The 19,799-nt window shown below is 61.0% G+C and carries 20 protein-coding genes; 10 read left to right on the top strand and 10 right to left on the bottom strand.

Annotated features, from left to right (window positions below):
- Nucleotides 1-15: 15 nt before the first annotated feature.
- A complete protein-coding gene (locus RBQ93_RS03500) occupies nt 16-771 on the top strand; it encodes an ATP-binding protein (protein ID WP_320370632.1) in 756 nt (251 codons plus the stop codon).
- 78 nt (nt 772-849) lie between these two features.
- Here the strand turns inward: RBQ93_RS03500 and RBQ93_RS03505 are convergent, their stop codons facing one another.
- Nucleotides 850-2,766, bottom strand: a complete 1,917-nt coding sequence (locus RBQ93_RS03505) for a sensor histidine kinase (RefSeq protein ID WP_320370633.1) — start codon at nt 2,764-2,766, stop codon at nt 850-852.
- 144 nt (nt 2,767-2,910) lie between these two features.
- Here RBQ93_RS03505 and pdxA point away from each other — a divergent pair, with 144 nt between their 5' ends.
- On the top strand, nt 2,911-3,915 hold the full coding sequence (pdxA, locus tag RBQ93_RS03510; protein WP_320370634.1) for a 4-hydroxythreonine-4-phosphate dehydrogenase PdxA: 1,005 nt from the start codon (nt 2,911-2,913) through the stop codon (nt 3,913-3,915).
- Complete coding sequence (gene sfsA / locus RBQ93_RS03515; protein WP_320370635.1) at nt 3,912-4,610, top strand: DNA/RNA nuclease SfsA; 699 nt, start codon at nt 3,912-3,914, stop codon at nt 4,608-4,610. Before pdxA ends, sfsA begins: the two co-directional genes overlap by 4 nt.
- Here the strand turns inward: sfsA and RBQ93_RS03520 are convergent.
- The gene (locus tag RBQ93_RS03520) at nt 4,607-4,897 is read right to left on the bottom strand and encodes a Dabb family protein (protein WP_320370636.1); all 291 of its coding nucleotides are present in this window, start codon (nt 4,895-4,897) and stop codon (nt 4,607-4,609) included. The two genes, sfsA and RBQ93_RS03520, sit on opposite strands and share 4 nt — an antisense overlap.
- A gap of 149 nt (nt 4,898-5,046) precedes the next feature.
- Between RBQ93_RS03520 and RBQ93_RS03525 the strand changes: the two genes are divergently transcribed.
- The 7 genes from RBQ93_RS03525 to RBQ93_RS03555 all read left to right on the top strand — a co-directional run bounded on the left by RBQ93_RS03525 (nt 5,047) and on the right by RBQ93_RS03555 (nt 9,883).
- Nucleotides 5,047-5,739 carry a cytidylate kinase-like family protein gene (locus RBQ93_RS03525; RefSeq protein WP_320370637.1) on the top strand — a complete coding sequence of 231 codons (693 nt, stop codon included), beginning with the start codon at nt 5,047-5,049 and terminating at the stop codon, nt 5,737-5,739.
- Between the two features lie 120 nt (nt 5,740-5,859).
- Nucleotides 5,860-6,804 carry a transglycosylase domain-containing protein gene (locus RBQ93_RS03530; RefSeq protein ID WP_413818350.1) on the top strand — a complete coding sequence of 315 codons (945 nt, stop codon included), beginning with the start codon at nt 5,860-5,862 and terminating at the stop codon, nt 6,802-6,804.
- Nucleotides 6,805-6,812: 8 nt separating this feature from the next.
- A complete protein-coding gene (locus tag RBQ93_RS03535; protein ID WP_320370639.1) occupies nt 6,813-8,000 on the top strand; it encodes a phospholipase D-like domain-containing protein in 1,188 nt (395 codons plus the stop codon).
- Nucleotides 7,967-8,764 carry a TatD family hydrolase gene (locus tag RBQ93_RS03540; protein ID WP_320370641.1) on the top strand — a complete coding sequence of 266 codons (798 nt, stop codon included), beginning with the start codon at nt 7,967-7,969 and terminating at the stop codon, nt 8,762-8,764. Before RBQ93_RS03535 ends, RBQ93_RS03540 begins: the two co-directional genes overlap by 34 nt.
- A 57-nt stretch (nt 8,765-8,821) precedes the next feature.
- Nucleotides 8,822-9,160: a cytochrome C gene (locus RBQ93_RS03545; RefSeq protein ID WP_320370642.1), complete on the top strand. Its 339-nt coding sequence runs from the start codon at nt 8,822-8,824 to the stop codon at nt 9,158-9,160.
- A 115-nt stretch (nt 9,161-9,275) separates the two neighbouring features.
- Nucleotides 9,276-9,464 (top strand): hypothetical protein, encoded by a 189-nt coding sequence (locus tag RBQ93_RS03550; RefSeq protein ID WP_320370643.1) that lies wholly within the window; start codon nt 9,276-9,278, stop codon nt 9,462-9,464.
- A gap of 83 nt (nt 9,465-9,547) precedes the next feature.
- Nucleotides 9,548-9,883: a hydrogenase maturation nickel metallochaperone HypA gene (locus tag RBQ93_RS03555; protein WP_320370644.1), complete on the top strand. Its 336-nt coding sequence runs from the start codon at nt 9,548-9,550 to the stop codon at nt 9,881-9,883.
- A gap of 90 nt (nt 9,884-9,973) precedes the next feature.
- Here RBQ93_RS03555 and RBQ93_RS03560 read toward each other — a convergent pair whose 3' ends face one another.
- The 8 genes from RBQ93_RS03560 to pal form a co-directional block, all read right to left on the bottom strand.
- Nucleotides 9,974-11,872, bottom strand: a complete 1,899-nt coding sequence (locus tag RBQ93_RS03560; protein ID WP_320370645.1) for a phosphoenolpyruvate carboxykinase (GTP) — start codon at nt 11,870-11,872, stop codon at nt 9,974-9,976.
- Nucleotides 11,873-11,951: 79 nt separating this feature from the next.
- Nucleotides 11,952-12,782, bottom strand: coding sequence for an MBL fold metallo-hydrolase (locus RBQ93_RS03565; RefSeq protein ID WP_320370646.1), 831 nt, complete (start codon nt 12,780-12,782; stop codon nt 11,952-11,954).
- A complete protein-coding gene (locus RBQ93_RS03570; RefSeq protein WP_320370647.1) occupies nt 12,779-12,991 on the bottom strand; it encodes a DUF2892 domain-containing protein in 213 nt (70 codons plus the stop codon). Before RBQ93_RS03570 ends, RBQ93_RS03565 begins: the two co-directional genes overlap by 4 nt.
- A gap of 10 nt (nt 12,992-13,001) precedes the next feature.
- Nucleotides 13,002-16,235, bottom strand: coding sequence for an efflux RND transporter permease subunit (locus tag RBQ93_RS03575; protein WP_320370648.1), 3,234 nt, complete (start codon nt 16,233-16,235; stop codon nt 13,002-13,004).
- Between the two features lie 3 nt (nt 16,236-16,238).
- On the bottom strand, nt 16,239-16,547 hold the full coding sequence (locus RBQ93_RS03580; RefSeq protein ID WP_320370649.1) for a DUF2845 domain-containing protein: 309 nt from the start codon (nt 16,545-16,547) through the stop codon (nt 16,239-16,241).
- Between the two features lie 37 nt (nt 16,548-16,584).
- The gene (locus RBQ93_RS03585; protein WP_320370650.1) at nt 16,585-17,700 is read right to left on the bottom strand and encodes an efflux RND transporter periplasmic adaptor subunit; all 1,116 of its coding nucleotides are present in this window, start codon (nt 17,698-17,700) and stop codon (nt 16,585-16,587) included.
- Nucleotides 17,697-18,971 carry a TolC family protein gene (locus tag RBQ93_RS03590; protein WP_320370651.1) on the bottom strand — a complete coding sequence of 425 codons (1,275 nt, stop codon included), beginning with the start codon at nt 18,969-18,971 and terminating at the stop codon, nt 17,697-17,699. Before RBQ93_RS03590 ends, RBQ93_RS03585 begins: the two co-directional genes overlap by 4 nt.
- 210 nt (nt 18,972-19,181) lie before the next feature.
- On the bottom strand, nt 19,182-19,751 hold the full coding sequence (gene pal, locus RBQ93_RS03595; RefSeq protein ID WP_320370652.1) for a peptidoglycan-associated lipoprotein Pal: 570 nt from the start codon (nt 19,749-19,751) through the stop codon (nt 19,182-19,184).
- Nucleotides 19,752-19,799: the final 48 nt, after the last annotated feature.

Raw genomic sequence — 19,799 nt, forward strand, 5'->3', positions numbered from 1 at the left:
GAAAGGAAGGCAGACATGTTGCGAAAAATTGTGAAGATCGACCCGGACAAGTGCGACGGTTGCGGCCTGTGTGTTCCCTCCTGCGCCGAAGGGGCCATCCAGATCATCAACGGCAAGGCGGTGCTGGCTGCCGATAACCTCTGCGACGGCCTGGGGGCCTGCCTGGGTGAATGCCCCAAGGATGCCATCAGTATTGAGGAGCGCGATACCGACGCCTTTGACGAGGCTGCGGTGGAACAGCACCTGGCTGCCCAGGGCAAGCCGGCCCCGGCTCACGGCGCGCACGCCCCGGCTCCGTCCCATGGCCACGGTGGCGGTTGCCCCGGTTCGCGGATGATGTCCTTCAATCGCCCAGCCAGCGCGCCTGCACCGACCCCTGCAGATGCCCCCAAAGGCAGCCGCCAGAGCCGCCTGGCCCAGTGGCCGGTACAGATGCAGCTGGTCTCCCCCACCGCCCCCTACTTCCAGAATGCCGACCTGCTGCTGACCGCCGATTGTGTGCCGTTGGCCTATGCCGGCTACCATGAGGATTTTCTGGACGGCAAGGCGGTGATCATGGGCTGCCCCAAACTGGACGACAACCAGTTCTTTACCGACAAGCTGACCGAGATCCTGCGGGCATCCAGCATCAAGAGCGTGACCGTGCTGCGGATGGAGGTGCCCTGCTGCGGCGGTATCACCTGGGCCGCCAAGGAGGCGATCAAGAACAGCGGCAAGGTGATACCCTACGCCGAGGTGACCATCGGCATCCAGGGGCAGATCAAGGCCTGAGTCAGCAGTACAGCACGAACAACAAAGCCGGACGTCCTTGCGGTCGCCCGGCTTTGTTGTGCCTGATCTGCGGGAGGTCTAGATAGTGAGGGTGAATTCTGCGCCGTTCGCTGTGTTGCGGACGGTGAGCGAACCGTGCATGACCCGCTCGATGATGGTCTTGCACATGAACAGACCCAGGCCGGTACCCTGGCTCATGAACTTGGTGGTGTAGTAGGGGTCGAAGATCCGGTTGATGACCTCAGGCGCGATGCCGCCGCCGTTGTCGCTGATGGTGATGACCGCATGGCCTTGCTCGGCGATGCAGCTGACCTCAATCTGCGGATCCGGCACCTTGCGGTTGACCAGGGTCTCGCGGGCGTTACCCAGGATGGTCATCAAGGCCCTGGTAAACTCGTTGTAATGTCCGCTGATGGTGCTGCTGCCCTGGCCGTGGTACTGCAGGCGGATATCGTTGGCCTCGCAGCCCGGCCGAACCAGCTGCAACACCTCCTCGGTGCGCACTACCGGGTCGAAGTCGATCAGTTCCTGGTCAGCCTGGAACAGGCTCCTGAACCCCTCCAGGGTACGGGAGAGGGAAGCGAGTATCCCCAGGGTTTCATGGCTGAAGTCTGACATCAGCTCCGGCGTCAGCTCCCCTTCGTTGTACTGGAACTGCAGCTGTTGGATCAGCAGCGAGGTGTTGTTGAGCGGCTGGCGCCACTGATGGGCCAGCGCGCTGAGCAGTTCTCCCATCACTACGATCCGTTCCTGCTGCAGCAACTGCTGGTCCTTCTCGCGGTTCTTTTCCACCTCTTCCGCTACCCGCTGCGCCAGGGTCTCGTTCAGCGTCTGCAGCTCCTTTTGTTCATGCTGCAACTCTTCCTGCAGCTTCTGGCGCTCGGCCATCTCCTGCTCCAGCGAGACGTTCTGCTGATGCAGGTCATCGGCCTGACGGTCCAAGGTGGCGATCAGGCCGTTGAAGGTGGTGGCCATCCGTTCCAGTTCATCATGGCTGGTGGTGGTGAAGATACGATCATCTCCGCTCTTGGTGGGCAGCTCCTGCAGGTGCTGCGTAAAGGCCTTGAGCGGCCTGCTTAAGTACCCCATGTAGGTCGAGATGATCAGGATCAGCGCGATCAGGCTGGCGGTGATAGCCGTGGCGAACATGATCCGCATGGTGATGATCGGTTGTATGACGGTCTGGCGGGGGAAGCTGGCGGCCAGCACCCAGTCGATGGATTTGAGCCGCTGCACCGAGGTGTAGACCTGATCGCTTTTGCGGCCAACATTGAGGCGGGTGCCGTTGAAGCCGCCCAGGGCGTCATCAAAGAGCTGGTGGTGGCCAGGTGCAACCTGCTTCATGACCTGCTCAGGATGGCTATGGATGATCACGGTGTAGCCTGAGCTAACCAGACGGATGAAGCTGTCCCGTGCTCTGACCGCCTTGCTGAAACGGGTCAGGATGTTGTCACGCTTGAGGCTGATGGCGCCGGCCATCACGGCCCGTATGCGGCCCGACGGCTCCAGTACCGGGGCCGAAACCATGATGTTGTACTCGCCGTTGTTGAGGCAGCAGGGTAACGGGTCTGAGATCTGTGGCTTGCCGCTGGCCAGGGTCTTTTTGAAAAACTGGTCGTCGCCGTAAAAGGTGCGGCGGTGATTGGGCAGGCTGTGGCATTCGGCCAGCAGGTTGCCGTTCAGGTCAAGGATCACCAGATGCAAGTTGAACAGACGATGCAGGCCGGTGCGGCTCTTGAGGAAGGCGCTGGCCTTGTCCGGCTCATTCAGTGCTTCCAGCGGGAAGACCAGGGCGTTGGCGTTGAGCAGTTCTTTGGCATTCTGCAGGGTGGCGTCGATCTCGCTGGCGGTGAACCTGACCATGGCCTGCTGTTGATTGATGACGGTTTCAAACTGCTTATGCTCAAAGTAACGCAGGGTTACCACTGCCAGGAGCAGAAAGATGGCGGTGGTGACGGCGGTGGTGGCGATAATCATTTTGCTGCGCAGTGTCATGGGAGGTCCCTCGGTGCGGTACCCGCTTGAGATACGTAAAACGTACCACAGATTTTTATAAATGAAAGCCGGCCGCTTATGCTACATGTTGCAGGCAGAGATACCTGTGCCACCCTGGTGGTGACCGGTAGAGAGGGAGATGCGATGCCGAAACCGCTAGTCGCCATTACCATGGGAGACCCATCCGGAGTCGGACCGGAGATCATTCTGCAGGCATTGGCCGACCCGACGCTGCGGGGCTGTTGCATCCCTCTGGTGCTGGGAGATCAGCGCGCCATGCAGCGGGCGGCCCGGGTCTGTGACAGCAGGCTGCAGTTGGTGACGGTCAGTTCACCGGCCGAGGCCCGGGGATTACCTGAGGACGCCCTGGCACTGCTGCCCTTGTCGGAGTTGACGGATCTGGATATCCGCTACGGCCAGCCCTCGGAGCGGGCGGGCGACGCGGTCTATCGCTATATCCGCCGGGCCGCCGAGCTGTGTCTGACTGGCGAGGTGGCGGCCATGGCCACCGCCCCGATCAGCAAGCAGGCGCTGCACCGCGCCGGCCATCACTACCCGGGACACACCGAGCTTTTAGCTGAACTCTGCCGCTGCGACGACTTTGTGATGATGCTGGCCGGTGATGTGCTGCGGGTGGCACTGGTCACGATCCATGAGGCACTCGCCAACGTGCCGCGTCTGATCACCACCCAACAGGTCCTCAAGACCATCCGGGTGACCGCCAGCGGTGTGGCGCCGCTTTGCAACAGCCGTTCGCCCCGCATCGCCGTGTTGGCCCTGAACCCCCACTGCGGTGAGGCCGGCGCCTTCGGCAGCGAGGAGACCAGCGCCATCCTGCCGGCCATTGCGCAGGCCCAGGCCGAAGGGCTGGATGTGGCCGGCCCCTTCTCGGCCGACACCTTCTTCCACTTTGCGGTACAGGAGCCGCCCCCCTATGACGCGGTGGTGGCCATGTACCACGATCAGGGCCTGATTCCGCTCAAGATGCGGCACTTCGATGATGGCATCAATATCACCCTGGGGCTGCCGATCATCCGTACCTCGGTTGATCACGGCACCGCCTATGACCTGGCCGGAACCGGCAAGGCCTCGGCCAGCAGCATGCAGGCCGCCATCCGCACCGCCGCCAGGCTGGCAGGTCAGCGATGAAGCTGCCCCCGCTGATCCCTGGCAGACTGATCAAGCGCTACAAACGGTTTCTGGCCGACATCGAGTTGGCGGATGGCTCGCTGGTGACGGCCCACTGTCCCAACTCCGGCAGCATGCTGGGCTGCAACCTGCCCGGCAGCCCGGTGATGCTTTCCGTCAGTCCCAACCCGAACCGCAAGCTGGCCCACACCTGGGAGCTGGTGCAGGTGGACGGCTACTGGGTGGGCCTCAACACCATGCTGCCGAACCGCCTGGCCGAAGAGGCGATCCTGGATGGCACCATCGCCGAACTGCAGGGCTATCCGCGTCTACGGCGGGAGGTGCCCTACGGCAGCGAACGCAGCCGGATCGATATCCTGCTGGAAGGGGATCAGGGGCGCTGTTTTGTGGAGGTCAAGAACGTGACCCTGGTGGAAGACGGACGGGCCCTGTTCCCCGATGCGGTTACCGAGCGGGGCCAGAAGCACCTGCGGGAGTTGATGGAGGTGGTCAGAAACGGCGAGCGGGGGGTGATCCTGTTCACGGTGCAGCGCGGGGATGGTGTCGCCGTGGCCCCGGCTGACGCCATTGATCCGGCCTACGGCCGTCTGTTGCGGCAGGCGGTGACCCAGGGCGTGGAGGCCTTGGCCTACCGCGCGCTGGTGGCACCGCACGAAATCAGGTTGACGCAATCTCTGCCGGTGGAGCTGGACTAGGCCTCGTAATCCACCGCCACGATCGAGGAGCAGTTGGCCCGCATGAACGGGATCACCTCGCCGGCGTGGTAGGGATGTACCTGATAGGCCTGCAGATCAGCAAGCGAGTCAAATTTCGTGATCAGGGCCACGTCGTAGGAACGCTCGGAGCGGATGACATCGATGCCGGCTTCCAGGTCACGCAGTTCGGCAATCTTTCCTTCCATCGACAGCAGCTTGTCCCGCACGGCGGCAATGTTGGCAGGTGTCGGGTCGGCCAGCTTGAAAAAGACGATATGGGTAACCATGGTTGTGCCTCCTGTAAAAAGTACCCACCAGATACCGTGAATAGCGGCGGTCTGTCAATGCTGCCTTGAGCATCAACAAAAGCATGCTACACTGAGTGCAGCTGATTATCAAACGGCCCTTGGCCGTGGATACTGCGGAGGTGACGGTCATGCCAGAATCCCGATTGATCCCGTCCATCGATAACCGACTCGGTGCCTTCCTTGAAGTCAGCCGCCGCCAGGGCGGCCAGCAGGCTGAGCCTCCCCACAAGCCGGCCATCACCATCTCGCGGGAATTCGGCTGTGAGGCCTACCCGATGGCAGAGCTGCTGCGGCAGCAGCTTGAGAGTAGAACCGGGCAGAGCTGGACTCTGATGGACAAGGCGCTCTTGGATGAAGTGGCCAAGAGTCATAACCTCTCAGAAAAGGTGCTGCACAGTCTGGGAGAAAAGAATCGTTTTCTGGATGAGTTTCTGTCCACCTTTTCACCACGCTGGAAGAGCGACAAGGATTACTATCGGCTGCTCTGTAAACAGATCATCGCTCTGGCCGAAGAGGGCAATGTGATCATTGTCGGCCGCGGCGCAGCCCAGGTTACCCGGCGTATGAAGAACTGCTGGCACTTCAGGATGTTTGCCTCGCCGGCCTTCAAGGTGGCCTCCATCGCCAAGCGGCTGGCGATTGATAAGGCTGAAGCCGAGCCGCTGGTGGAAAAACGGCAGAAGGAGCGGGACCGTTTTATACGTGATTTTTTGGACTGCGATCCCTACGACCTGAATGTCTATCACCTGATCTTCAACAACGACCGCAGCGGACCGGCCAAGATCGCCGACACCATCGCCGAGTATGTACTGAAGGGCTGAAGTCAGAGCATTGACGATCTGCAAGCGAGGGCCGGGGAAACCCGGTCCTCGCTGTTTATGGTCTGCACAGACCGTTTTCCTCGGGCTGATAATCTGCTACAAGGGGTGCAGGAGGTGCCTGTGAAAAAATTTTTGATTGCCGGGGGCGTCGTCTGCAGCCTGTACCTGGCCTACATTATCATCTCGCTGGCCCTGTTGCCGCCGATCAAGCAGCTGACTGATCGCAAGACCAGCATGACCATCGAGGTGCGTGACTGGAAGGGCAAGGAGCGGTCGTTTGTGCTTGGCCCGAAAAACCGCTACTGGACGTCTTCGGGGCGCATTGCGCCTGAAATGAAATGGGCGGTGATCCTGGCTGAGGATGGCAATTTCTACAAGCATGAGGGGATCGACGTCAAGGCGATCAAGCAGGCCATCAAGCATGACCTTGAAAAGAAGAGCCTGGCCAAGGGAGCGTCCACCATCACCCAGCAGGTGGCCAAGAATGTCTATCTTTCCCGTGAAAAGACCATCTCCCGTAAGCTGAAGGAGGTCTATCTGGCCTGGCGCATGGAACAGGAACTGACCAAGGGACGGATCCTTGAACTGTACCTCAACGTGGTGGAACTGGGGCCGATGGTCTACGGCATCGGTCACGGCTCACGCTATTATTTCGGCAAGTCGCCGGCTGAGCTGACGCCGCGCGAGAGCGCCTTTCTGGCTGCCATGCTGCCGGGGCCACGGGTGGCCTACAACCCGTATCGCAACCTGGGCAAGGTGCTGCGCCGCTCCAACATGATCCTGCGCAACATGCGGGCAAAGGGAGTCATCTCGGCAGACGAATATCAGACCGCTCTGGCCCAGGCACCTAATATCGGCGGTCTGCAGCGCAAAGTGGATTTCAGTCTGCAGCAGGAGCTGATCCAGCAGCCACAGTCATCGTCGCAGCAGGCACCCCAGGCTGAGCCGGCAGTTGAGGCTGAACCGGTGCCGGTGCAGGGAGAAACAGCACCGGCGGCGGAGGGTGCGCTGCCAACGCTGCCTGAGCAGCAGGTGCCAGTTGCAGGGCCGTCAGGAGGGGAGTGAGGCCGACAATGGCAGTAACCGGGGCACCGCAAGGACGTGTAGCACGTCTCATCCGGCGTTTGGGACGTCGCGCCGGTGGTATGCTGCCCGCTTCGCTGCAGGCCGATCAGGTTGTGTTATACCCCAGTGGCGAGCGTTTTTTCGACGCCCTGTTCGCGGCACTGCAGCAGGCGCAACGGTTGATCTGTCTGGAATATTACATCATTCGTGCCGACCGTACCGGCGGTCGACTGGCAGCATTACTGGCGGACGCAGTGCAGCGCGGTGTACAGGTGTTCCTGATCTATGACGCCGTGGGCTGTCTCGAAACCCCTGAAGCTTACTTCTCATCGCTGCGTCGTCAGGGCGTGCAGTGCCTGGCCTTCAATCCGCTTTCGCTGCGCAAAGGGTTACACTGGTTTGACCGGCGGGATCATCGCAAGCTGACCTTGATTGATGGTCAGTTGGCCTTTCTGGGCGGCCTGAATATCGGTGACGAATACGCCGGTCTGCTTGAGCAACAGCGGAGTTTCCACGATGTCGGCTTCAGTTTGCGGGGCGCGGCTGTGACGCCGCTGGTAGGCCTGTTTGCCGAGACCTGGCTGCAGGAGAAGGGCAGTCGGCCCCTGCTGCCGGCCCTTGATCCGCCACCGCCACCCGCCGCAGGGGCGGTGGACGTCTCTCTGGTCAGCGGCAGTCCCCAGCATCTGCGCTCCAGCATCCGGGCCACCTTCCGGGTGGCGATGGCCTCGGCAACCGAAGAACTGCTGATCGTCAACCCCTACTTCATACCTGGCCCCCGCATCATGCGTTCGCTGTTGCGGGCAGCCCGCCGGCAGGTGCGGGTGCGCCTGCTGCTGCCGGCCCGCAGCGATGTACCGCTGGTCAGGCTGGTCAGTCGGAGCACCTACGAATCCCTGCTCAAGGCCGGCATCGAGATCTTTGAACTGGAACGACAGCTGTTGCATGCCAAGCTGATGCTGATCGACGGAGAGCGGACCGTGCTTGGTTCCGCCAATCTTGACCAGCGCAGCTTCCACCGCAACTATGAGATCAATGCCGTGATCCGCAGCCGTGAGTTCGGCAGTCAGGTGCGGGCGTTGATTGAGCAGGATCTGGCCGGGTCACGGGCCGTAAGCCTCGACGACCACGTCAGGCGCGGTCTGCTGCAGCGGCTGCTTGAATGGCTGTTCCGCCCATTGTGCTGGTTTTTGTGAATGCCATGCTGATTGACACCCACTGCCACCTGGATTGTGAGCCGCTGTTCAGCCAGCTGCCGCAGTTGCTGGACGAAGCTCAGGCCCTCGGAATCGCCCAGTGGGTGGTGCCCGCCATCCGTCCCGCTGGCTGGCTGGGGATCATGGAGCTTTGCCGCCGTTATCCCTCAGCATTGCCCACAATCGGGATTCATCCAATGGCATGGGCGGAGGCCAGCGAGGATGCCCTTGACCGTCTGGACCGGCTGGCACCGCAGGTGGTGGCCATTGGCGAGATTGGCCTGGATCGACAGGTGGCCGACCTGCCGCGTCAGGAAGCCTGCTTCCGCGAACAACTACGTATCGCCCGCCGTCACGGCCTGCCGGTGCTGATCCACTGCCGTGACGTCATTGGCCGCACCTTGGCCATCCTGCAGGAGGAGCGGGCTGAGCAGATCGGCGGCATCATGCATGCCTTCTCTGGCTCTCTGGAGTCGGCACGGGAGTTTGTGCGGCTCGGTTTTGTTATCTCGATCTCCGCCACCATCACCTATCAGGGGGCGGTCAGGCCGCTCCGTTTGGCCCGCGAACTGCCGCTCTCCCAGCTGGTGCTGGAGAGCGATGCGCCTGACCTGGCGCCCCAGGCTCACCGTGGCAGTTTCAATCGGCCAGCCTGGCTGCTGGAGACGGCCCGTACGCTGGCAGCGTTGAAGCAGCTGTCGCTGGATGAACTGGCTGCCGCGACTACGGCTACGGCCCGCGCAGCGCTGCGTCTCAACGCTTGATGATGGCTTTTTGCTGCCACTGTGATAGGCTTGGAGCAACGCTAAAGGAGAACGGCCATGAAATCACTGATCCCTGTTGCCTTGTTTACCCTGCTACTCACGTTCACCGGTTGCGCCATGCTGACTGCCTGGAAAAGCATTCCACCCCCTGGCGGCTGCGACCAGTGTCACACCGTCGAGATCGCCACCAACTGGAAGGTAAACTATCAGGCCGCCACCGTCAGTGACGAACGTGGCCAGCTGTCGTTCCAGACCTCGCAGTACAACACGCCGATCAGGCACGATCAGCCCGCTTCTCCGCTGGATGCCAAGAAGGTCGAAGAGCTGCAATGCTTTGTCTGCCACAATGCGCCAACCCCGGCCCACAAAGGCCGCACAGGCCGTTTTCACCATTAGTGAAATACTGCAAAAAAAATTATTGACTTCACTATTAAGCCGAGTATATTCCTGTCTGTTGCTTTGAACCACTGTGTTTGACACAGGGTTAATTACTCAGAAGAGGTGAATCACAATGAAGAAGCTGCTCTCGCTGTCCCTGGTACTGGCTCTGGCCCTTGGCGTTGCCGCTGGCTGCAAGAAGAAGGAAGAAGCTCCTGCTCCGGCTCCGGCTGTCGAGGCTCCTAAGGCCCCCGAAGCTCAGCAACCGGTATCTTCCGTTCAGGCTGCTCCTGCTGAAGCTGCTCCTGCTGAGAAGAAGTAATCTGCCTTACGGCAACCGAAAGGCCTGTCAGGGTAACCTGACAGGCCTTTTTTTATGCCTCGTGTCGGTGTAGTATCGTAACCATGCACGAGATGGCGCTTAGTCAGGATATTGTTGCGATCTGCCAGCGGAATGCAGGCGGCCGGCCGGTGTCGCTGGTGGTGGTGGAGATCGGCCAGCTTTCCGGTGTCGTTCCGGAGGCGGTGGCCTTCTGCTTCGAAGCCTGCAGCGCCGGAACGCTGGTGGCCGGAGCCAGACTCCAGATCCAGCCGGTGGCCGGAAAGGGCCGCTGCCTGGACTGTCGCCACGAATCGCCGCTGGAGCGCTTGTTTGATCCCTGCTGTAACTGCGGCAGTTTTCGGATTGAAGTGCTGAGCGGGCAAGAGGTGCGGGTGCGGGAGATCGACGTAGTGGACTGACATAAGTGGCAGAATGCAAGCGACTACAAAAAAGGGCTGGCCCGTTAACGGACCAGCCCTTTTGGTTTTCAGCACTTGGCAGTGAACGGATTACTCGTTCCAGCCCTCGGGGTGTACCTCACCGATCTGCTCCCAGTGCTCGGGTGAACGCCAGAGCGATGAAAGGATCAGCTCACGGATATGCAGGAACTCCTTGGGTAGCTTGTCGTACATCTTGATGAACAGTTCTTCGTGGGACAGCACCTCGTTCTGCCAGACGCCGCGATCCACCGACATCAGATCGTGGAACTTCTCGCGGTCCATCTCCAGGCCTTCCCATTCCATATCCTGATAGCGCGGCATCCAGCCCAGCGGCGATTCGACCGCGCCGGCATGACCCTGCACCCGGTCGATGATCCACTTCAGAACCCGCATGTTTTCACCGTAGCCGGGCCAGGCAAACTTGCCGTCGGCATCCTTCAGGAACCAGTTGACGCTGAAGATCCGCGGCGGACGGGGGATGGAACGGCCGAACTGCAGCCAGTGGGAGAAGTAGTCGGCCATGTGGTAGCCGCAAAACGGCAGCATGGCAAACGGGTCGCGGCGGACGTTGCCGGTAGCGCCCACAGCGGCGGCAGTGGTTTCGGAACCGAGAGTGGCTGCCAGATAGACGCCAAAGCTCCAGTTGAAGGCCTGGTAGACCAGCGGCACTGTATCCTTGCGGCGACCGCCAAAGATAAAGGCGCTCATCGGCACCCCTTTGGGGTTCTCCCACTCCGGGTCGATGCTGGGGCACTGGGAGGCAGGCGCGGTGAAGCGTGCGTTGGGATGGGCTGCCGGACGGCCGCAACCGGGGGTCCAGGCGTTACCTTGCCAGTCGGTCAGCTTTGCCGGCGGTTCCTTCGTCATCCCTTCCCACCAGACATCCCCATCCTCAGTCAGGGCCACGTTGGTAAAGATCGAGTTTTTCTCGCAGGAGATCATGGCGTTGGGGTTGGTATCGTAGTTGGTACCCGGGGCAACGCCAAAGTAGCCGTACTCGGGGTTGATTGCGTAGACCTGACCGTCAGCGTTCGGCTTGATCCAGGCGATATCGTCGCCGATGGTGGTTACCTTCCAGCCCTTGTCCTGGAACGGCTTGGGCGGAATCAGCATGGCAAAGTTGGTCTTGCCGCAGGCGCTGGGGAAGGCTGCGCCGACGTAGGACTTCTCGCCGGTGGGGGATTCAACCCCCAGGATCAGCATATGCTCGGCCAACCAACCCTCATCACGGGCCTGGACCGAGGCGATCCGCAGCGCCAGACATTTCTTGCCCAGCAGGGCGTTGCCGCCGTAGCCGGAGCCGAAGGACCAGATGGCCCGCTCTTCTGGGAAGTGAACGATGTATTTTTCCTTGTTGCAGGGCCAGGCAACGTCTTGTTGGCCAGGGGCCAGCGGCATACCAACCGAGTGCAGGCAGGGGATGAATTCGCCGTTGCCCAGCACGTCCAGCACCTTTTTACCCATGCGGGTCATGATCCGCATGTTGACCACCACGTACGGGGAGTCGGTGATTTCAACGCCGATCTTGGCGATATTGGAACCGAGGGGACCCATGCTGAAGGGGATCACGTACATGGTCCGGCCCTTCATGCAGCCCTTGAACATGCCTTTGAGGGTGTCCTTCATCTGCTTGGGATCGACCCAGTTGTTGGTGGGGCCGGCATCCTGCTTTGAACGGGAGCAGATAAAGGTGCGGTCTTCAACCCGGGCAACATCGATTGGATCAGAGAAGGCCAGATAACTGTTGGGCCGTTTGGCTTCGTTCAGCTTGATGAAGGTGCCGCTTGTCACCATCTGGGCGCACAGCCGATCATATTCTTCCTGGGAACCATCGCACCAGTGAATGCTGTCAGGCTCACACATTGCAGCTACTTCTGCCACCCAGCTTTTAAGCTGTTCATTCGTCACGTCATACGCCATGTCTACGGCCTCCCCTTCGGTTAAATAGAAATCTTGTACGCAATTCACGGTAGGAAAAATTTTATTTTTACTTACCTAGCATAAGAATCACTAAAATAAAAGGGGCTAACAAATGTTTAGGCCGATACTACAGGCTGAGACCGTAGCCAACCTGGGCGTTATGGAAGGCTGCAGGAAAAGCCTGTTGGAGCCGGCAGGCGGCTGAAAAGCCGGTGCAGTGACTGACAGCCAGTTTTTTGATCTGCCATGTTGTCAGCGCCTGGATGGTCTGTTCCAGTTGGTCGGCAGAGCAAAAGCCCAGATGGGTGCCGCCGACCACGGCGTAGATGTCGTTGCGGCCGCTTTGAGCACTGACATGCTGCAGGGTGTTGATCAGACCGGCATGGCAGCAGCCCAGCAGAACTACCAGTCCTTTGTTGGTGGTGATCACCAGTGACTGGTCGTCGTCAAACCGGTCACGCTGGCTGGCGCTGAGATCAGTGAACAGGCCGCTGTCACCGGTTTCAAAGCCGGTGGTGCGAGGCACTTCGCCGGTCAAGGCGATGCCCGGCTGGATCTCACGATACCCCGCGCTCAGATCGAAACAGGCCCCTTGTCCTTCCAGGTACTCGCGAGGATAGGGCAGCCCCAGCGACAGCGATTCACCGGTGTCCTTATGGCGATAGCGTGGCGTAAAGACGGCCGGATGGGCAAAGACCCGCTTGGGGCCACAGCTGCGCAAGAGCGGCAGCAGCCCGCCGCTGTGATCGTAATGGCCGTGGGACAGGGCTACCTGACCGACCTGATGCAGGTTTTTGTTCATCCGCTGGGCGTTGTGCAGCAGGGTAAAGCCCTGACCGGTATCCCACAGCAGCGTATCGCCGTTATGCTCAACCAGTGCACTGAAACCGTGCTCGCCCAGGGTGCCGGAAATCGGCCCCACCGAATTTTCGCAGAGGATCGTGATCCGGGTGCTCATTTGCAGCAGCCGTCAGTGGGAAAGCGCGGCACCCCCATCTTTTCAAGGATGATGAACAGCGGGCAGAACTGGGTGAAGCCTGACTGGAACAGGTTCAGGCCCACAAAGCCGGTGAACCAGAGCCAGAGCGGTGAGTGAAAATGGGCCAGCAACAGCGAGATGACGATGAATGCACCGGCCACGATCCTGACGATCCGTTCGATGTACATGGAGGCCTCCTTAAGCGGGGGTGTCGGCAGCGTGGGGCTGCCCGATATGGTGCCGTTCTTTCCAACCCTGCACCAGGAAGTACAGGATCGGGATAGTGACCCGCGACAGCAGGGTCGAGGCGATCTCGCCGCACATCAGGGCGATGGCCAGCCCCTGGAAGATCGGGTCAAAGACAATCACGAAGCTGCCTACCACCACGGCGGCGCCGGTTAGGAGCATCGGCCGGAAGCGGACCGCACCGGCCTCAATGATTGCCTCGTCCAGCGGCATCCCCTCAGCCCGCTTCATCTCAGCAAAGTCGATCAGGATGATCGAGTTACGCACGATGATACCGGCCAGGGCGATGAAGCCGATCATGGAGGTGGCGGTGAAAAAGGCTCCGAACAGGGCGTGGCCCGGTAGAATGCCGATCAGGGTCAGCGGGATCGGGGCCATGATCACCAGCGGGGTGGTGAAGTCCTTAAACCAGGCCACCACCAGGATGTAGATCAGTACCATCACGGCGCCAAAGGCGATCCCCAGGTCGCGGAACACCTCGTAGGTGATGTGCCACTCACCGTCCCACTTCATGCCCATCGTGGCTTCAGACCAGGGCTGCCGGGCAGCCAATATCTCGATTGTGGAGCCGTCCGGGGTCGGCAGGGCGGCAATCTGGTTCTGCATCTTGAGGATGGCATAGACTGGCGCCTCGATCTCGCCGGCCACATCGCCGATTACATAGACGACATTTTTCAGGTTTTTGCGGTAGAGCGTCTTGGCCTCGCTGCCGGTCTGCACGGTTACCAGCTGTGACAGCGGCACGCTGCCACGGGGGCCGGGCACGCTGATCGAGGCCAGATCGGCCAGGGAACTGCGCTGGTTGGTTGCCAGCCGCAGGTTGATGGCCACCGGCTCCTTCTCCTTGGGCAGGTGCAGCAGACCTACATCCTGGCCGGACAGCGCCATGCTCAGGGTGCGGGCCACGTCGGCCACCTTGATGCCGGAGAGGGCCGCCTTTTCGCTGTCCACCACAAAGGTGGCCTTGGGCTGGTCGCTCTCGCGGTACCAGTCAACATCTACCACCCCGGCGGTGGCAGTGAAGATCGCTTTGATCTTTTCGGCGATGCTGGCACGTGCTGTGTCATCCGGGCCGTAAATCTCGGCCACCAGGGTTGAGAGTACGGGCGGTCCCGGCGGAATCTCGGCCACCTTGACACTGGCCTGATGCCGGTCGGCCACCGTCTTGAGCAGCGGACGGATCTTCTTGGCCACGTCATGTGACTGTGCGGAACGATCCCCCTTGTGCAGCAGGTTGATCTGGATATCGGCCAGGTGTGGCCCCTTGCGCAGGAAATAGTGCCGCACCAGGCCGTTAAAGTTGAACGGCGCACTGGTGCCGATGTAGAGCTGGAAATCGGTCACCTCCGGCACGCTGCGCAGGGCATCGCCCATCTCGCGGGTTATCCGGGCGGTCTGCTCCAGCGGGGTCCCTTCCGGGGCGTCGATGATTACCTGCAGCTCGTTTTTGTTGTCGAACGGCAGCATCTTGACCGTAACTGCCTTGAAGTAGATCAGCGAGCAGGAGGCCAGCAGCAGCACCACCACGGCGATCAGGAAGCCGTTGCGCAGTTTCACGTCGTGCAGCAGGCGCCCCATCCAGTGGCGGTAGAAGGCGGTCAGTTTTGATTCGCCTTCCGGTTCGGCCCCGCTATGGTGCTGGCCCTTCATCAGGCGGTAGGCGAAGTAGGGAGTCACGATGAAGGCGATGAACATGGAGAGGATCATGGCCATGCTGGCCCCCACCGGGATCGGCCGCATATAGGGGCCCATCAGACCGCCCACAAAGCCCATCGGTAGGATCGAGGCGATCACGGCGAAGGTGGCCAGCACCGTCGGGTTGCCGATCTCATCCACGGCGCGGATGGCCGCCTCCAGCGGCTCAAGGACTGTGGTGGTGAAATAGCGGTGGATGTTCTCCACCACCACGATGGCGTCGTCCACCAGGATGCCGATCGAGAAGATCAGGGCGAACAGCGTGATCCGGTTCAGGGTGTAGCCGATCAGGTAGAAGATCAGCATGGTCAGCGCCAGGGTGACCGGGATGGCGATGGCCGCCACGGCCCCGGCCCGCCAGCCCATGAACAGGGCGATCAGGATCGTGACCGAGATGGCGGCCAGGAACATATGAAACAGCAGCTCGTTGTTCTTTTCACGGGCGGTCTCGCCGTAGTTGCGGGTCACCGTCACCTGGATGTCGGCCGGAATCACCCGGCCCTTCATAAACTCCACTTTTTTCAGCAGGTCGTCCGCCACCCAGGTGGCATTGGCCCCTTTGCGTTTGGCAATGGAGACGGTAACGGCGGGGTAGTCCTGATGGGGATTACCGCCCAGCTGGCGATGACCGACCCCCTGGCCGAGGGCCATGAAGACGTAATCATCCGGCTCCTTGACCGTATCGTTGACCTGGGCCACATCGCCCAGATAGACCGGCCGGCCGCTGTGCAGGCCCACCACCAGCTGGCGCACCGACTGTTCACTGTCCAGAAACAGCCCGGTCTCCACCAGCATCTCGCGGTTGGCACCGCTGAAGGCGCCGGAGGGGAGCGAGGCGTTGCCCTGCTGCAGGGCTGCTGCGATCTGGAGCGGCGAGATGCCGAAGCCTGCCAGCCGGGCACCGTCCAAGGTTACCCGTAGCTGCCGGGTGAGGCCGCCCTTGATCTCGGCCTCGGCCACATTGTCGGTCTTCTTCAGCTCGTCGCAGATTTCGCGAGCCACCTTGCGCAGCATGGCGTGATCATAGCGTTCTGACCAGAGGGTCAGGGCCAGGATCGGCACGTCGTCGATGGATTTTGCCACCACCAGCGGCTCGCCTGCGCCAGCCGGTAGCAAGGTGCGGTTACTCATCACCTTGTTATACAGCTTGACCAGCGACTCTTCCATGTTCTGGCCCACCTTGTAGCGGACCGTGATCACCCCCATTCCGGGGCGGCTCATGGAGTAGAGGTATTCCACGCCGGATATTTCCCACAGCCGCCCTTCAAACGGCTTGACCACCCGCTCCTGCACCTCCTGGGGTGATGAGCCGGGCAGTGGCAGATAGATGTCGATCATAGGCACCGAGATCTGCGGTTCCTCTTCGCGCGGGGTCATCTTGATGGCGAACAGGCCGAGCAGCAGCGCGGCCACTACGATCAGTGGCGTCAGTTTCGAATCGATGAAGGCGCGGGCCACCTTGCCCGCAAAGCCGAGGGACGGTTCAGTCATGGTCTATTTCCCGTAGCCCAGGGTCTGCACTTTTTCCAGTACCCCGTTGCGGAAGGTCAGCGTATGCATCAGGCGATGCGGCCCCTCGTTGTAGGTCCATTCTTCCACGTTGATCAGGATGGTGGTGCCACGGTATCCGGCCTCCGATTCGGTGCGTACATTTTTGAAGCTGGGCGGGTCGCACTCGACATAGACTTCGGCCATGGTATCGCCGGTGGAGACGATGGCGCCGTTGGGGCAGCGGAAGTTATCGGCCCGGGCACTTTCGGCCAGGGCTGCCAGCAGGCCCAGGGTCAGCAGCAATGTCTTCATAACGCTCCCTTTCGAAACGATCGTCGTATCTCGGTTGTTACGGGACCAGCTTGGCCCCATCCACCAACGTTGTCCGGTGGGTTGCCACGATCCGTTCACCGCCGGTCAGGCCGGCCAGGATCTCGACCTGGCCACCGGCTGCCTTGCCCACCTTGACCAGCCGCATTCTGATGGTGTCAGTCTGGTCAACCGTCCAGACCGCCGTTAAGGCACCCCGCTCAAAGATGGCCTGCTTTGGCACCAGCAACGTCGTGCGGGTGGTGTCCAGCGCCAGGATCGCCCGCCCGAAGAGTCCGCTTTTCAGACCACTTACGCGCAGGTTGACCTTGGCGGTGAAGGTGCGGCTGGCGGGATCGGCTGCCGGCACCAGTTCTGCCACAGTGGCGTTGACGGTTTTCTGTAGCGCATCCAGGCTGACCTGGACCGGCGTGCCGGGGCGCACCAGTGCAGCGTAGCTTTCCGGTACGACCAGTTCCAACTGGTAGCTGGTTTCGTCATCGATCGTCATCAGCGGCTGGCCCGGAAAGACGGTTACCCCCAGGTCGACCTGCTTGCTGGTGATGATGCCGCTAATCGGTGCAGTGATCCGCGCATAATCGGCCATGGCCCCGGCGGCCCGTGCGTTTTCACGTGCCTGACGCAGCCGGGCCTCGGCACGGGCAACGCGCTGATGTGCCAGGGCACACTCGGTCTGACGGGTTTCGAATTCCTGGCGGGTCAGGGCCTGTTCGTCATAGAGCACCTGGAAGCGGCTCAAGGTGGCGTCGGCCAGTGTGCGTTGTGCCAGGGCCTCGTCCAGCCCGCGCTGCGCCTCTTCGATACCGGCATTGGCTGCGCCGGCCTGGGCCAGCTGTTCCTGTGCCTCCAGCCGGGCCAGCAGTTGGCCCTTGCGCACTCGATCTCCTTCACGCACCTGCAGCAGGCTGACCGTGCCGGGGATGCGTGCCGCAACCAGGGCGCTGGTGCGGGCCCTGACAATTCCGGACAGTTCGACCGTCTGCGCCAACTCACTGCTGGTGACGGTAACCACCGGCACATCCTTCAGTACCTGCTGGCTTGCCGGCGGTTGATCATGCGTGTTGGAACATGCGCCGAGGGCGATCAACAATGCCCCAAGGGCGGGCAGGCGGAGTAGTAGCGGCAGTCGGGTCATTGCTGAATCTCCTTCAGAAAGCTGCCGGCAGCGTAATAGACGCGACCGGTGGCCAGTGTCAGGGCGGTGTCGTTCTCCACCAGGGCGGCGCGCGCCTGATTAAGTGCAGACTGGGCATCGAGCAGTTCCAGCATGGTGGCCAAAGCGTTATCGAACCGCTTTGAAAGCAGCCGGGTGGCCTCCTCAGCCGCTGACACCGCGTTACGGGCAACCGCCAGCCGTTGTTCCGCTTCCCTGTGCCGCAACCAGGCCTCATGTACCTGATAGCTGACCTCTTTGCGGGTTTGGGCAAGTTGCTCAACTGCTGCTGACCGCACAGCCTGTGTCTGGCTGCTTGCATGCCAGGTGCGGAACCCGTCAAACAGGTTCCAGCGTGCTGCAATGCCGGCCACCCAGGAGTTGTGCTCTTGTCCGAATGGCCGCGTGTGGTCGTTCATCTGCCAGGAGCCAAAGGCTCCGACAGTGGGCAGGAATCCGGCACGGCTCTGCAGCAGGGCGGCATCGGCCTGGTCTTTGCCCAGCTCGCTGGCAAACAGGTCCTGGCGCTGCTGCTGGGCCAGCTGCAGCAACTGATCAGGCTGCTGGCCGGGATGGCGCAGGCTGACCTCGCCGCCGGCATCAACCTGTGAACCACTTTGGCCACCCACGGCCAGCGACAGTTGCATCCGGGCCAGAGTCAGGTTGTTGGCTGCGCTGATCGCCTGTTGCTCTGCTGCTGCCAGATGGGTTGCGGCCCGTAATTCGTCCGATTTTAGCCCCAGCCCGGCCGCTACTCTGACCGTGGCCTGACGCCGGCTCTCGCGAGCCTCTTCAACCGCTTTTTCTGTGGCCTGCAGCAGTGCCCTGGCCTGCTGTACCGCCAGGTAGTGCTGGAAGATGCTGAAGGCAATCTGTTCGCGGGTCTGTTCAGTGATCGCCTCCTGACGTTCGGCAGCGTAACGCGCACCACGCCGGGCAGCCCAGGCTTCGGGCATGAACAGGGGCTGTTCGACAGTGACTGCTGATTTGAAATCATTGACCGGCGACGGGTCGTTGAGGCTGGAGATGGCGAAGTCCTGATTTGTAAAACGTCCCTGATTCAGTTTCATCATGAAGGTGGTGACCGGCATGTTGGAACGGGTCCAGCTTTCTTCCACGGTCACGCTGGGCAGGTAGTGCAGTGACGCGGCTGTGGCGCCGGAGCGGGCCGCTTCGGCCTGGAACCGTGCGGCGCGGCCCTGGTGGTTGCGTTCCAGTCCTTGCGCGATCGCTTCCTGCAGGGTCAGTTGCATCAGATCACTTCCCGCTGCCCTGACTCCGGGCAGAAGGCTTGCGATGATTATGAAGGTTATTCCGAATATTCGCATGCGCCATCCTTGAACGTTAATATATATCTTTTCATATATATAAAAAAATATAAAAGTCAAGCCGGCAACAAAAAAAGCACCGGACCCGGGGGAGGTCCCGGCAACCGGTGCTTTTGTCAGACAGGGAACAGCTGCCTATTGTACGATCAGGAATTCGGCGCGGCGGTTTTTGGACCAGGCGGCCTCATCGTTACCCTGCACAGCAGGCTTCTCTTCGCCGTAGCTGACGGTGGAGAGCCGGTCGGCGCTGACGCCCAGGTTGATCAGATATTTTTCAGCGGATTTGGCACGGCGGTCGCCCAGGGCCATGTTGTATTCGTCGGAACCGCGCTCGTCAGCGTGGCCTTCGATCTTGACCTTCACGTCGCCGATCTGCTTGAGCAGCGCCTCAGCGTTTTGGGACAGTACGTCGCGTGCATCCTGACGCAGGTCGGACTTGTCAAAGTCAAAGTAGACGGTTGCCAGAGCTACGCCCACGGATGCCTTAGCGGCAGCTTGTTCCTGAACAGGCTCAGCAACTGTGGCTACCGGTGCTGCAGCCTGCGCAGCGGGAGCTGCAGCCGGAGCAGCCGGTTCAGCCTGCTGAACGGTCTGCTGCTGGACCATCGGCTCATCCTTGGTGACAACTTCTTCTTTGGCACAGCCAGCAGCCAGCAGGGCGGTCAGGCTCATAACAACCATCAAACCTCTAAATTCCTTACGCATTGACGCCTCCTTGGTGATTCCGTAATCAACAGCTTGTGATGCGTTACG

Origin of the sequence: Trichlorobacter sp. (assembly GCF_034008105.1) — a bacterium.
GTDB lineage: Bacteria > Desulfobacterota > Desulfuromonadia > Geobacterales > Pseudopelobacteraceae > Trichlorobacter.